Genomic DNA, 13,863 nt, shown 5'->3' on the forward strand with positions numbered 1-13,863 from the left:
ATGGTCATGACCAAGCGTGACACCTATACGCCCGATTCGCTGCTCGCGGTCGCCGTCGAGGTGTTCATCGAGCGTGGCTACGACGGCACCTCCATGGAGCATCTCTCCAAGGCCGCCGGCATCTCGAAGTCCTCGATCTACCACCACGTGCGCAGCAAGGAAGAACTGCTGCACCGGGCGATAAGCCGTGCCCTGGACGGGCTGTTCGGGGTGCTGGAGGAGCCGGGCGCCACCGAGGGACGGGCGATCGAGCGGCTGGAGTACGTCACCCGGCGCGAGGCCGAGGTCCTGATGGACGAACTGCCCTATGTGACGCTGCTGTTGCGGGTGCGCGGAAACACGGACACCGAGCGCTGGGCCATGGAGCGCCGCCGCGAGTTCGACCATGAGGTCGCCGACCTGCTCAAGAAGGCGGCCGCCGATGGTGATCTGCGGGCCGATGTCGACATCCGGCTGGCCACGAGGCTGCTCTTCGGCATGATCAACTCGATTGTGGAGTGGTACCGGCCGGGGCGCGGCGGCGCGGCCAGCCGGGACGAGGTCGCCGAGGCCGTGGTGCGGACGGCGTTCGCGGGCCTGCGCAAGCCCTGAGGTACCGGTGGGCCTTCACCCGTACGCACGGTTGAAGCTCACGCCTGCTCCGGCCCGAGGTCGGTCTCCTCGAAGACCAGCAGGGTGCGGGTGCTGAGCACTTCCGGGATCGACTGGATGCGGGTGAGGACCAGTTCCCGCAGCTCCCGGTTGTCCTTGGTGTGGACGAGCAGCAGCACATCGAAATCGCCGCTGACCAGCGCGATGTGGGTGGCCCCGGGCAGGGCTGTGAGCTGTTCGCGCACGGTCCGCCAGGAGTTCTGCACGATCTTCAGCGTGACATACGCGGAAGCGCCCTGGCCTGCGCGTTCCTGATCGACGCGGGCGCCGAAGCCGCGTATCACGCCATCGTCTATCAGCCGGTTGATCCGGGCGTAGGCGTTGGCGCGCGAGACATGGACCCGCTCGGCGACGGAGCGTATCGAGGCCCGGCCGTCGGTCTGCAGCATGCGCAGGATCGAGCGGTCGATGGTGTCCAGCGGGCGCGCGGCCGGCGATGGCACGGCGGAAGCCGCCGGTGGCTGTCCGCCAGGATTGGCCATCTGTTCGTCCGGCATATGGTCCCGCCTCCCCTTGGTGGACGCACTGTCTTCATCTCAAGCTGTGGAGAACCGTTTGTCCACAGGCTTGGCCCGCCTGTAGCCAAAATGCATCAGCGACCGAACAATCGGTAGGGAAGGGCTCACCCGCCCCGACCCGTTCCATCCTGCCTCTCGCCCGCCACCCATATGAGGCGCTCCGCGCCACCCCTTCGATTCGAGGAGGTGCTCGTCATGACGGTCCTTGAGCAGCCCGGCAGCAGCAGGAACAAGAGCGACCTGCCCGGCCCGCCGCCCGCCTGGCGGCCGCGCGTCGATCCGGCGCCCCTCCTGCCCGACGCCGAGCCGTACCGCCTGCTGGGTACGAGCGCCGCAGGCCGGCTCGACCCCGGTCTCCTGACCCGGCTGTATGCCCAGCTGGTGCGCGGCCGACGGTACAACGCGCAGGCCACAGCGCTGACCCGGCAGGGGCGGCTGGCGGTCTATCCGTCCTCGACCGGGCAGGAAGCCTGCCAGGTCGCCGCCGCGCTGGCGCTTGAGGACCGGGACTGGCTCTTCCCCAGTTACCGCGACACCCTCGCCGCCGTGGCCCGCGGCCTCGACCCCGTACAGGCGCTGACGCTCCTGAGGGGCGACTGGCACACCGGATATGACCCGCACGAGCACCGCATCGCGCCCCTCTGCACCCCGCTCGCCACCCAACTCCCGCACGCCGTCGGCCTGGCGCACGCCGCCCGCCTCAAGGGCGACGATGTCGTGGCGCTGGCAATGGTCGGCGACGGTGGCACCAGTGAGGGCGATTTCCACGAGGCGCTGAATTTCGCCGCCGTCTGGCAGGCGCCGGTGGTCTTCCTCGTCCAGAACAACGGCTTCGCCATCTCCGTGCCGCTGGCCAAGCAGACGGCCGCCCCCTCCCTCGCCTACAAGGCGGTCGGATACGGCATGCCCGGCCGCCTGGTCGACGGCAATGACGCACCCGCGATGCACGAGGTCCTCACCGAGGCGGTGCGGCGGGCCCGCCGGGGTGGCGGCCCCACCCTCGTCGAGGCCGTCACGTACCGCATCGAGGCCCACACCAACGCCGACGACGCCACTCGCTACCGGACCGATGCAGAGGTCGAGACCTGGCAGGAACACGACCCGATAGCCCTTCTGGAGCGCGAGTTGGCGGACCGTGACCTGCTGTCCGACGAGTTCGTCCGCGCCACCCGGGACGGTGCCGAGGAGCTGGCGGCCGGCCTGCGGGACCGGATGAACGCGGACCCGGAGCTGGACCCGATGGACCTGTTCACCCACGTGTTCGCCGAGCAGACCAGCCAACTGCGCGAGCAGGCGGCCCAGTTGCGTGCCGAGCTGGATGCCGAGGCCGCCGGACACCCCGATCACAGCGATCACGGCGATCTCGCCGGAGAGTCGGCGGCCGCCGGTCGGTCCGCCCAGGAGGCCAGGCCATGACGACCACCGCCCCGGCGACCGCCCGCAAACCCGCCACGATGGCGCAGGCGCTGACCCGCGCCCTGCGCGACGCCATGGCCGCCGACCCGTCCGTCCACGTCATGGGCGAGGACGTCGGCACCCTGGGCGGCGTCTTCCGGGTCACCGACGGCCTGGCCAAGGAGTTCGGCGAGGACCGCTGCAGCGACACCCCGCTGGCCGAGGCCGGCATCCTCGGTACGGCCGTCGGCATGGCCATGTACGGGCTGCGGCCGGTCGTCGAGATGCAGTTCGACGCGTTCGCCTACCCGGCGTTCGAGCAGCTGATCAGCCATGTGGCGCGGATGCGCAACCGCACCCGCGGCGCCGTGCCGATGCCGCTGACCATCCGCGTTCCGTACGGCGGCGGGATCGGCGGGGTCGAGCACCACAGCGACTCCTCCGAGGCGTACTACCTCGCCACCCCCGGCATCCAGGTCGTCACCCCGGCGACCGTCGCGGACGCTTACGGGCTGCTGCGCGCCGCCATCGCCTCCGACGACCCGGTCGTCTTCCTCGAACCCAAGCGGCTGTACTGGTCCAAGGACGACTGGTCGCCCGACGCGCCCGCGCAGGTCGCCCCCATAGGCCGCGCCGAGGTCCGGCGCCCCGGTGCGAGCGCCACGCTGATCACCTACGGCCCGTCGCTGCCCGTCTGCATGGAGGCCGCCGAGGCCGCCCGTGCGGAGGGCTGGGACCTCGAAGTCGTCGATCTGCGCTCGCTGATGCCCTTCGACGACGACACGGTCTGCGCGTCGGTGCGGCGTACGGGGCGGGCGGTGGTCGTCCATGAGTCCAACGGGTTCGGCGGCCCCGGCGGTGAGATCGCCGCGCGGATCACGGAGCGCTGCTTCCACCATCTGGAGGCGCCGGTGCTGCGCGTCGCCGGCTTCGACATTCCGTATCCGCCGCCGATGCTGGAGCGGCATCATCTGCCGGGCGTGGACCGGATTCTGGACACCGTCGCTCGCCTCCAGTGGGAGTCGGACTGGACCGAGGGGCGTGGTGTGTGATGGCTGTGGTGCGCGAATTCACCCTGCCTGACCTGGGGGAAGGCCTCACCGAAGCGACGATCGTGCACTGGATGGTCGAGGTCGGCGAGGTGGTGGCCATCGACCAGCCGGTGGTGGAGGTCGAGACGGCCAAGGCGATGGTGGAGGTGCCGTGCCCCTACGGGGGCGTGGTGACCGCCCGTTTCGGCGAGGAGGGGGCCGAAGTCCCCGTGGGCGCAGCGCTGGTGACGGTCGCCGTGGGGGCGGCGCCGGACGATCTGGCGGGCGGCCTGCCCGAGCCGGGGGGCGCTGCCGCGGGTGCGGCGGATTCCGGGGCTGCGGACTCCGGGTCGGGGAATGTGCTCGTCGGATACGGGACGAGTGCGTCCGCGGCGCGGCGGCGGAGGGTCCGGCCGGGGAGCGGTGTGGGTCCCGCGGCGGGGGTGCCGCGGTCGCCTGAGCCTGCGCGTGCCGGTGCGGCTGGAGTGGCTGAGCCTGCTGCCGGTGCGGTTGCGGCTGCGACGGACGGCTCCGCAGGTCCGGAGGAGCCGGGCGGGTCGTGGGCAGTGGCCGAGGAGGGGCGCACGGTGGCTGTCATTTCGCCGCTGGTGCGTCGGATGGCGCGGGAACACAGCGTCGATCTACGGGAGCTGACGGGGTCCGGGCGGGATGGGCTGATTCTCCGTACGGACGTCGAGCGTGCGATCCGGGAACGGGAGACGGCTGGGGCGGCTGGGGCCGCTGCGGCGAGCGCGCTGGGGGCCCTGCCCGCGACCGGGGCGACCGCCACCGCGCCCGCCCCCGGGGCCGCAGCGGAAGGTGAGCGCATTCCGCTCCGCGGGATGCGGGGTGCCGCCGCCGAGAAGTTCAGCCGCAGCCGTCGGGAGATTCCGGACGCGACCTGCTGGGTGGACGCCGACGCCACCGAACTCCTCGCCGCCCGTAGGGCGATGAATGTGCCGGGCGCACCCAAGGTGTCGCTGCTCGCGCTGCTCGCCCGGGTCTGCACGGCCGCGCTCGCGCGGTTTCCCGAGCTCAATGCCACCGTCGACACCGCGACCCAGGAGATCGTCCGGCTGCCCGCCGTCCACCTGGGCTTCGCGGCGCAGACCGACCGCGGCCTCATGGTGCCGGTGGTACGGGACGCACACGCCCGTACGGTCGAGCAGCTGTCCGCCGAGATCGCCCGGCTCACCGAGACCGCCCGGTCCGGGGGGCTGTCTCTCGCCGAGCTGACCCATGGCACCTTCACCCTCAACAACTACGGCGTCTTCGGGGTCGACGGCTCCACGCCGATCATCAACCACCCCGAGGCCGCGATGCTCGGCGTCGGCCGAATAGCGGCCAAACCGTGGGTGCACAACGGCGAGTTGGCCGTCCGGCAGGTCGTCCAGCTCTCGTTCACCTTCGACCACCGGGTGTGCGACGGCGCCACGGCCGGCGGCTTCCTGCGGTTCGTCGCCGACTGTGTGGAGCAGCCCGCGTTGCTGCTGCGCACGCTGTGATTCCGTGACAGCCGCGACAGCCGCGGAACTGTGAAAGCTGTGACCTCGTGACAGCTGTGTGATCGCCGTGTTCGCGGTGATACTCATGGGGTGAGCGACCACACCCACTACGACGCCATCGTGCTGGCGGGCGGGGCGGCCCGCCGGCTCGGCGGTGCGGACAAACCCGCCCTGTCCGTCGGCGGCCGCCCGCTTCTGGACCGGGTGCTCGCTGCCTGCCCCGACGCCGCGATCACCGTCGTCGTCGGCCCCCGGCGCCCGGTCGGCCGGGCCGTCGTGCGCACCCTTGAGGACCCGCCCGGTGGCGGCCCGCTCGCCGCGCTGGACGCCGGTCTGCGGCACAGCACCGCCCCGACCGTCCTCCTGCTCTCCGCCGACCTGCCGTTCCTGACCGCCGCCACGGTACGCAGCCTCCTGGCGGCGACGACGCGGACGAACGGCCCTGAAGCATCCAGCAGCGGTTCCGCGCCGTGCGACGGGGCGCTGCTACGGGATGGGGCGGGGCGCGACCAGCCGCTGGTGGCCGCCTACCGGGCCGAGTCGCTGCGCCGCGAGCTTGCCCTGCTGCGCGCCGAACACGGCACCCTGGCCGGGCTGCCGCTGCGCGCCCTGCTGTCCGAGCTGGCGCTCGAACGGGTCTCGGACGCCACGTCCACGGCATCCTTCGACTGCGACACCTGGGAAGACGTCAGCGCGGCACGCGCGCGGATCAGGGAGCATGGCCACGTGTTGGACGAATGGATCACCGCAGTCAAGGCCGAGCTGGGCATCGAAGTCGATGTCGACACGGCGGTACTTCTCGATCTCGCGCGGGACGCGGCGCACGGCGTGGCCCGCCCGGCCGCGCCGCTGACGACCTTCCTGATCGGCTACGCGGCGGGCCGGCAGGGCGGGGATGTGACGGAGCTGTCCCGCAAGGCCGCGGCACTGGCCAACCGCTGGGCCGCCGAGGACGCGGATGCGGGCGGCGCCGGCGGCGCCACGGGTGGCGAAGCGAAGCCCGCGGAATGACCGAGGGGGAGTTCGACGCCGCGCTGGACGACGCGCTCGCGCTGGCCAACGGCGGAGTGGGCGGCCTGGGCAGCCGCCCGGGCGAGCGTACGGACACGCACGGGCACACGTACCAGCACACTCGCTCGGAGGCGGGAGCGGATGCGTTCGCGACGGCCGCCGCGGCAAGCGCATCCGCTCCCGGCAACCGGTCCGGTGACGTCCCCGGCAACCCGACCGGCTCCGGCCCCGGCGACCCCACCCACCCCGGCACCGGCTCCCCCAGGCCCCGCCCCGGCCCATCCGCTGCCCCTTCCCGCTCCTCCTCCCCGTGGCGGACGGCCCGCGAAATCGCCGCGCGTGCTGCGTCCGGGCCGGCCGCGCCCACGGCGTCGGCGCTGGGCGACGCGCTCGGCCGTACGCTCGCCGAGCCCCTCACCGCCCTCACCGACCTGCCGTCCTTCGACACCTCGGCGATGGACGGCTGGGCGGTCTCCGGCCCCGGCCCTTGGCACATCGACCACCCCGGAGGCGACCGCACAGCCGACGAGGCCAAGGGCACCGCCGACGAGACCGCAGACACCGCCGACAAGGCCGCTCACACCGCCGCCCATCCTGGGATCCTCGCCGGTCACGCCCCTACCGAGCCGCTCCCCGACGGACACGCGGTCCGGATCGCCACCGGCGCGCGCGTTCCGGCCGGCGCCACCGCCGTGCTGCGCAGCGAGCACGGCGAGGTCCGTGATCTGGCCGACGGCGGGGCGCGGCTGTATGCGCCGCGGCCCGCGCCGCCGGGCCAGGACATCCGCCCGCGCGGCCAGGAGTGCCGCCGCGGTGACCAACTGCTGCCCGTCGGCACTCTGGTGACCCCTGCCGTCCTCGGCCTGGCCGCGGCAGCCGGCTATGACGAACTGACCGCGTACCCCCGCCCGCGCGTCGAAGTCCTCGTCCTGGGCGATGAGTTGTTGCACCACGGACTGCCCCAGAAGGGCCGGATCCGCGATGCGCTCGGCCCGATGATCGCTCCCTGGCTGGGTGCCCTGGGCGCCGACGCGGCTCCGGCACGCCATCTCGCGGACGACGCCGACACGCTGTATGCCGCCATCGCCACCTCCACCGCCGATGTGCTCATCACCACCGGGGGCACGGCGTCGGGACCTGTCGACCATGTGCACCCCACGCTGCGCCGCCTGGGCGCGCAGGTGCTGGTGGACGGCGTGGCAGTACGTCCCGGGCACCCGATGCTGCTCGCCCGCCTCGGCCCGCGCCGCCATCTCGTCGGCCTTCCCGGCAACCCCCTCGCGGCCGTCTCCGGCCTGCTCACCCTCGCCGAGCCGCTGCTCCGTACGCTCGCCGCGCGCCGCCCCGCCGCAGCTCACCGTATGCCGCTGTTCGGTTCGGTCCACGGCCATCCGCACGACACCCGGCTCGTCCCGGTCGCCTACCGCGACGACGCCCGTTACGGCCTGACGGCGGAGCCGCTGCACTTCCACGGTCCGGCCATGCTGCGTGGGATCGCCGCCGCCGATGCGCTGGCCGTCGTACCGCCCGGTGGCGCGGACCGCGGCACCGAGGTCGAACTCCTTGAACTCCCCTGGTCAGCTGGCGGATCGCCCGGCTGGTCGGCCCCCGGAGCCTGGTACGACCCCGGGGTGCACACCGGCCCGGCAGACCCCGCACCCCCCACCGGAGGCGCCCTGTGAAGCTCCCGTCCCACGACGCGGCGGCTCACGAGGTGCCGGCGACCGGTTCCCACCGGGTGATACTGCCGCGCCGCGCGCCGCTGGCGCCGCTGCGGCAGGTCGGCCGCCGGTTGCTGATGGCTCTGTTCGTGCTGCTCGCGACGGTCCTGATCGTCTGGATCGACCGCAGCGAGTATCACGACAACGCCGATGGCACCGTCGACCTGCTCGACTGCTTCTACTATGCGACCGTCACCCTCTCCACCACGGGATACGGCGACATCGTCCCGTACGGGGACAGCGCCCGGCTGCTGAACATCCTGCTCATCACGCCGCTGCGGGTGCTGTTCCTGATCATCCTGGTCGGGACCACACTGGAGGTGCTGACCGAGCGCACCCGCGAGCAGTGGCAACTGAAACGCTGGAGAAACGCCTTGCGCGATCACACCGTCATCGTCGGCTTCGGCACCAAGGGCCGGTCCGCCGTCCAGACCCTCTGTGCCACGGGTCTGACCCGTGACCGCATCGTCGTCATCGACCCGCTCCCCAAGGTGGTCGAGTCGGCGGTGGCCGAGGGCTTCGCGGGGGTCGTCGGCGACGCGACCCGCAGCGATGTCCTGGTACGAGCCGAGATCCAGCGTGCCCGCCAGGTCGTCATCGCCACCCAGCGCGATGACACCGCCGTCCTGGTCTCGTTGACCGCTCGTCAGCTCAACAAGAAGGCAAACATCGTCGCGGCCGTACGGGAGGAGGAGAACGCCCCGCTGCTGCGGCAGTCCGGTGCCGACGCCGTGATCACCTCGGCCAGCGCGGCGGGACGGCTGCTGGGGCTCTCCGTCCACAGCCCCACCGCGGGCACCGTCATGGAGGACCTGATCCAGCAGGGCAGCGGTCTTGACCTGATTGAACGTCCTGTGGTGAAGGCCGAGGTCGGCAAGTCCGTCCGGGAGACCGACGACCTGATCGTCACCGTCCTGCGCGGCCACCGGCTGCTCGGTTACGACGACCCGGAGGCCAGCCCGCTGCAGATCACGGACCGCGTGATCACGATCGTCCGTGCGCCCGCGACGGAAGAGCCCGACAGCGCCGGCAAACAGCCCGGCCGCCCGGCCAAGCCGACGCTGCCCGGCACCGGCGTCTCCCCGATGCGCCGGTCGGGCGGGTGACCGAGGCGAGGGCGGACGAACACCCGCGCACTCGCGGGGCGGGCGCGGCCCCGTATCCCGCAGGTGTCACGCTTCGCGTACACAGCCATCGGGCCCGCCCCGTCGCCTTGCGCGCGGGCGGCGAGTAGCCTCGCGCTCATGCGAGCGATCACTATCCCCGAGCCCGGCGGCCCCGAAGCACTTGTCTGGGCGGACGTACCCGATCCGCAGCCCGCCGAGGGCGAGGTCCTGATCGAGGTCGCGGCCAGCGCCGTGAACCGCGCCGACCTGCTCCAGCGCCAGGGGTTCTACGACCCGCCGCCCGGCTCCTCCCCGTACCCCGGACTGGAGTGCTCCGGCAGGATCGTCGCGCTGGGCCCCGGCGTGCACGGCTGGGCCGTCGGCGACGAGGTGTGCGCGCTGCTGGCGGGCGGCGGTTACGCGGAGAAGGTCGCCGTCCCGGCCGGGCAGGTGCTGCCGCTGCCGACCGGTCTCGACCTCGTATCGGCCGCCGCGCTCCCCGAAGTCGCCTGCACGGTCTGGTCGAACGTCTTCATGATCGCGCACCTGCGGCCCGGCGAGACGCTGCTGGTGCACGGCGGCTCCAGCGGCATCGGCACGATGGCGATCCAGCTTGCCAAGGCGGTCGGTGCCCGGGTCGCGGTTACCGCGGGCGGTCCCGAGAAGCTGGCCCGATGCGCGGAGTTGGGCGCGGACATCCTCATCGACTACCGCGAGCAGGACTTCGTCCAGGAGATCCGCAAGGCCACCGACGGCAAGGGCGCGGACGTCATCCTCGACATCATCGGCGCGAAGTACCTTCAGCGGAACGTCAAGGCGCTGGCGGTCAGCGGGCGGCTCGCGATCATCGGGATGCAGGGTGGGGTGAAGGCGGAACTCAACCTCGCCGCCCTGCTGAACAAGCGCGCCGCGATCACTGCCACCAGCCTGCGTGCCCGCCCGCTGAACGAGAAGGCGGCCATTGTCGCGGCCGTACGGGAACATGTCTGGCCGCTGATCGGCAACGGCCAGGTCCGGCCGATCGTGGACCGTACGCTCCCGATGGCGGACGCCGCAGAGGCGCATCGCGTGGTGGACGCGAGCGTGCACGTCGGCAAGGTCGTGCTGACGGTCTGAGCCCTGCCCCTCCCGCCCACCGGCATGTAACCCGACCGCCATGTCCGAGATGCCCTGAATCTGGCGACATGTGAATCTGGGCACGTCACTCGACGGCTCGGCACGGGAGGGGCAACGGCTTTGGCTCCACGATTCCGTTCGCGCATCACCACCGGCCTGCTGGTGGCCGCCGCCGTCCTGCCCGTCCCACTGGCAGCCACCGCTGCGACCGCTTCGGCCGAGTGGGCGACACCGGTCGACCGCCCCCCGGACCTCGTCCGCCCGCAGGGTTCCCGCCCGCATGTGCCGCCCGATACCTATGCGGCGGACCCCCGGCTGGCCGGCAGCCTCGCGGGCGCGGGCCGCGGACACCCCGGCCGCCCGGATTCGATGGCGCACACGCCACAGCGCCCGGGCTCCGACGTTCTCGCGGAGCGGCCGGACCACATGCCCAGCCTGCCGGAGAACCGTGAGGGGTTCTCGTACCGGCCGCCACACGTCCCGGGTGATCCGCCCGCCCACCGGCAGCCCCGGCATCCGCGGGATCACTCCGGACCGGACGCCACCGCGCCCTCCTCATCGGCCTCTGCTCCGGCGTCAGGCGCCCCCTCCACCGACTTCCCGGACTCCCCGGACCTGACGGGCGTGCCCGACATGGACGGCGCGGAGATCCCGCCGAGCTCGTCCGCCCCCTCGCCTCCGGTCTCCGACGAGGCCGCGCCCCCGGCGCAGCCGTCCCCTGAGGAGCGCCGGGATCTCGCGGGCGGGTCGGCCCAGCGCCCCTACGAGCCCCTGCCCCCGCTGCAGTCGCCCAGCACGCCCGCGCAGCAGCCCGGCTCCGCGCTGGGGACCACGGACAACGAACCGGCCACCACAGCGAGCCCGTACGCCATGGAAGCCCCGGTCTCCCGCGTCGAAAGAGTCCTCCCACTGGGCGCCGGCCTCGCTTTCACCGGCCTCGGCCTCGCCTTCTTCGGCCTCCGGCTCCGCCGCCGCTGACTCCCGTCGTTTCACGTGAAACGACGATGCGGTTTCACGTGAAACGGAGACGTGGTTTCACGTGAAACCGGGCCGCGAAGCGGCGAACCCCGAAGCGGAGGCACGGAACGGCCCATAGAGACGCCTCCCCCGACGCGGCGCCGGGCACGCCGCCCGATACGGGCCACCCGCCCCTGTCTCGAATCGCCCCCGCGCCCCGGAATCACCGCCCCCCGAAAGGTGGATCACCTTGTCCCAGGGGCACCACTGTTCTTGAGCGCCGGTACGAGAGAATGGCGGCATGGATATGCCGATGAACGAACGGTCGCAGGAGAACCCGCACGTCCTGGTTGTCGGCCCGGACGGCATGGCGCTCGGCAGCGCCGGCTCCGGTGGCGGGGACGACGGTGAGCAGTCCCGCGAGATTCCGGTGACGGACATGGTCGAACAGCCTGCGAAGGTCATGCGCATCGGCAGCATGATCAAGCAGCTGCTGGAAGAGGTGAAGGCCGCTCCTCTGGACGAGGCGAGCCGGGTCCGGCTTAAGGAGATCCACTCCAGCTCGGTCAAGGAGCTGGAGGACGGGCTGGCGCCCGAACTGGTGGAGGAGCTGGAGCGGCTCTCCCTCCCGTTCACCGACGAATCGGTGCCGACGGAGGCGGAACTGCGCATCGCCCAGGCCCAGTTGGTGGGCTGGCTGGAGGGCCTCTTCCACGGCATCCAGACCGCGCTGTTCGCCCAGCAGATGGCGGCCCGCGCCCAGCTGGAGTCGATGCGCCGTGCGCTGCCGCCCGGCGCCCCGGCGGATGGCGACGAAGATCACCTCGGCCATGGCGGCGCCCGCTCGGGCCCGTACCTCTAGGACCCGGGCCCGTTCCACTCGGCGACCCGCAGTAAAAGCAGACGGGGCCGGCACGCAGCGCGTGCCGGCCCTTCCTTCATGCGTGTTCCCGGGTTAGTAGTGCCCTGTCGAGATGGTCAGCTGGATCGTCTCGCCGCTCTTCGGGTCCCATCGGGCGAAGCCCCCCGGCGTCGTCTCGATGACCGTGTTCTTGGCCGTGTACCCACGGTTCACTTCCGTGACCTTGTACTTCCAGTGCGCGGCGTCGAGGCACGCCTTCACGGAGTCCAGGTTCTTGTAGGTGAGGAACGGGAAGTAGATCTTGCTCGGTTCGCTGGCGGGGGAGCTCGGATTGGTGCAGTCGCTCAACGCGACCGTCTTCGTCTTGTCCTCAGGCATGACGCTCTGGGTGGCCGACGGCGAGGACGAGTAGGAGTAGGAATAGCTCGACGTCGGGTCCGGGTCCGGTTCCTCGCCGCCACCGGCGCTCAGGCCGATGCCGATGGCTATCGCGGTGACCACGACCACGCCGACGATCGCCGAGACGACGATCACCGGGGTGTTGTTCTTGCGGGGTGCGGGGCCGCCGGTCGACGGCATCGAGGGCGCCACGGGCGGCGGGGTGTACGGCGCGGGGGTCGGGAAACCGCCGGCGTTGAACGGCGTGGGCGTCGGGGCGGGCGCCGGCGTCGGGTAGGCGTTGTTCACCGGCGGGGGCGTCGAGGGTCCAAAGCCGACCGCCTGCGTCGGCTGGTACGGCTGCTGCACGTTCGGCGGCGCCGGGGTGTGCGGATTGCCGCTCGCCGTCGGGAACACCGCGGAGGAGACCGACGAGCCGCTGGTGCGCGCCTTCGGTCCCTCGCCGATGATCAGCGGCGTCGCCCCCGACTGCGCGGACCCGGCGATGCGCAGACATTCGTCCTGCATCGCCTCGGCGGTCGGGAACCGTTCGTTGGGGTTCTTCTTCAGCGCGCGGGCCACCAGAGCGTCCACGGCCGGCGGCACCGAGCGGTTGATGCTCGACGGAACCGGCGGCTCCTCCTGGACATGGGCGTACGCGATGGCGAGCGGGGAGTCCGCGTCGAACGGCAGCTGGCCGGTCAGCAGCTCGAAGAGCATGATGCCGACGGAGTAGAGGTCGGAGCGGGCGTCCACACCGCGCCCGAGCGCCTGCTCGGGCGACAGGTACTGCGGGGTGCCGACGACCATGCCGGTCTGCGTCATGGACGTCACGCCGGACTGCATGGCGCGGGCGATGCCGAAGTCCATGACCTTGACGACATTGCGCTTGGTCATCATGACGTTGCCCGGCTTGATGTCCCGGTGGACCAGGCCCATCTCATGGCTCGCCTCCAGGGCGGCGAGCACATCGGCGGTGATCTTCAGCGCCTTTTCCGTCGGCATCGCGCCATGCTGGGCGATGTCGGCGTCGAGCTCCGAGCGCAGCGGCTTCCCGGAGACGTACTCCATGATGATGTACGGCACCATGCCGCCGTCGAGCTCGTCCTCACCGGAGTCGAAGACCGAGACGATATTGGTGTGCGTGAGCTTCGCCACGGACTGCGCCTCGCGGCGGAACCGCTCGCGGAACGCCGGCTCGCGGCCGAGTTCGGTGTGCAGTGTCTTGATCGCAACCTCGCGATCAAGCACGCTGTCGTACGCGAGGTGCACGGACGCCATTCCGCCGGCGCCGAGAAGATCACGAAGCTGGTAACGTCCTCCGCCGACCGAACGGCCCTCGTATTGGCCTTGAGCGCCGTCCTGGCTCATGGTTCCGCTTCCCCCTAGGCACACTGCCCGTACGTCGATCAAAATCTGGAATTCCGCAGCCAAGTCTGCCCCAGGGCACGGACACGTCAAGCCGTGTGCCCGTTCCGTGACCAGATGTGCAAGATCCGGTCACGGCAGTGAGACGTTTTGTGGCTTCGATTACCCCTGGTGAACTTGCCACACTTGGTATCTGGAAGGTTTGATGACCGGTCCACGACGGACCGGCGGGTGCCGCGGAACC

The 13,863-nt window shown here is 71.6% G+C and carries 12 protein-coding genes; 10 read left to right on the top strand and 2 right to left on the bottom strand.

Annotation, left to right across the window (positions count from 1 at the left end; all coding sequences use genetic code 11):
* Positions 1-591, top strand: a complete 591-nt coding sequence (locus AB0I10_RS10900) for a TetR/AcrR family transcriptional regulator (protein ID WP_363152051.1) — start codon at positions 1-3, stop codon at positions 589-591.
* 38 nt (positions 592-629) lie between these two features.
* On the opposite strand, the gene AB0I10_RS10905 is transcribed toward AB0I10_RS10900, so the two are convergent.
* A complete protein-coding gene (locus tag AB0I10_RS10905; RefSeq protein WP_363152052.1) occupies positions 630-1,148 on the bottom strand; it encodes an Lrp/AsnC family transcriptional regulator in 519 nt (172 codons plus the stop codon).
* A 216-nt stretch (positions 1,149-1,364) separates the two neighbouring features.
* On the opposite strand from AB0I10_RS10905, the gene pdhA reads away from it, so the two are divergent.
* The 9 genes from pdhA to AB0I10_RS10950 all read left to right on the top strand — a co-directional run bounded on the left by pdhA (position 1,365) and on the right by AB0I10_RS10950 (position 11,873).
* Entirely contained in the window at positions 1,365-2,585 is a 1,221-nt protein-coding gene (gene pdhA / locus AB0I10_RS10910; protein ID WP_363152053.1) for a pyruvate dehydrogenase (acetyl-transferring) E1 component subunit alpha, read from the top strand.
* The gene (locus AB0I10_RS10915; RefSeq protein WP_363152054.1) at positions 2,582-3,616 is read left to right on the top strand and encodes an alpha-ketoacid dehydrogenase subunit beta; all 1,035 of its coding nucleotides are present in this window, start codon (positions 2,582-2,584) and stop codon (positions 3,614-3,616) included. The genes pdhA and AB0I10_RS10915 overlap by 4 nt, the downstream gene beginning before the upstream one ends.
* Positions 3,616-5,100, top strand: a complete 1,485-nt coding sequence (locus tag AB0I10_RS10920; RefSeq protein WP_363152055.1) for a dihydrolipoamide acetyltransferase family protein — start codon at positions 3,616-3,618, stop codon at positions 5,098-5,100. Before AB0I10_RS10915 ends, AB0I10_RS10920 begins: the two co-directional genes overlap by 1 nt.
* Positions 5,101-5,190: 90 nt before the next feature.
* Complete coding sequence (locus AB0I10_RS10925) at positions 5,191-6,111, top strand: NTP transferase domain-containing protein (protein ID WP_363152056.1); 921 nt, start codon at positions 5,191-5,193, stop codon at positions 6,109-6,111.
* Complete coding sequence (locus AB0I10_RS10930; protein WP_363152057.1) at positions 6,108-7,793, top strand: molybdopterin molybdotransferase MoeA; 1,686 nt, start codon at positions 6,108-6,110, stop codon at positions 7,791-7,793. The genes AB0I10_RS10925 and AB0I10_RS10930 overlap by 4 nt, the downstream gene beginning before the upstream one ends.
* A complete protein-coding gene (locus AB0I10_RS10935; protein WP_363152058.1) occupies positions 7,790-8,938 on the top strand; it encodes a potassium channel family protein in 1,149 nt (382 codons plus the stop codon). The genes AB0I10_RS10930 and AB0I10_RS10935 overlap by 4 nt, the downstream gene beginning before the upstream one ends.
* A 138-nt stretch (positions 8,939-9,076) precedes the next feature.
* Positions 9,077-10,054, top strand: coding sequence for an NAD(P)H-quinone oxidoreductase (locus AB0I10_RS10940; RefSeq protein WP_363152059.1), 978 nt, complete (start codon positions 9,077-9,079; stop codon positions 10,052-10,054).
* A gap of 120 nt (positions 10,055-10,174) precedes the next feature.
* A complete protein-coding gene (locus tag AB0I10_RS10945; RefSeq protein WP_363152060.1) occupies positions 10,175-11,032 on the top strand; it encodes a hypothetical protein in 858 nt (285 codons plus the stop codon).
* 280 nt (positions 11,033-11,312) lie between these two features.
* A complete protein-coding gene (locus tag AB0I10_RS10950; RefSeq protein ID WP_363152061.1) occupies positions 11,313-11,873 on the top strand; it encodes a bacterial proteasome activator family protein in 561 nt (186 codons plus the stop codon).
* Positions 11,874-11,966: 93 nt separating this feature from the next.
* Here the strand turns inward: AB0I10_RS10950 and AB0I10_RS10955 are convergent, their stop codons facing one another.
* On the bottom strand, positions 11,967-13,622 hold the full coding sequence (locus tag AB0I10_RS10955; protein ID WP_363152062.1) for a protein kinase: 1,656 nt from the start codon (positions 13,620-13,622) through the stop codon (positions 11,967-11,969).
* Between the last annotated feature and the right edge of the window lie 241 nt (positions 13,623-13,863).

The organism is Streptomyces sp. NPDC050636 (genome assembly GCF_040654775.1).
Classification (GTDB): Bacteria; Actinomycetota; Actinomycetes; order Streptomycetales; family Streptomycetaceae; genus Streptomyces.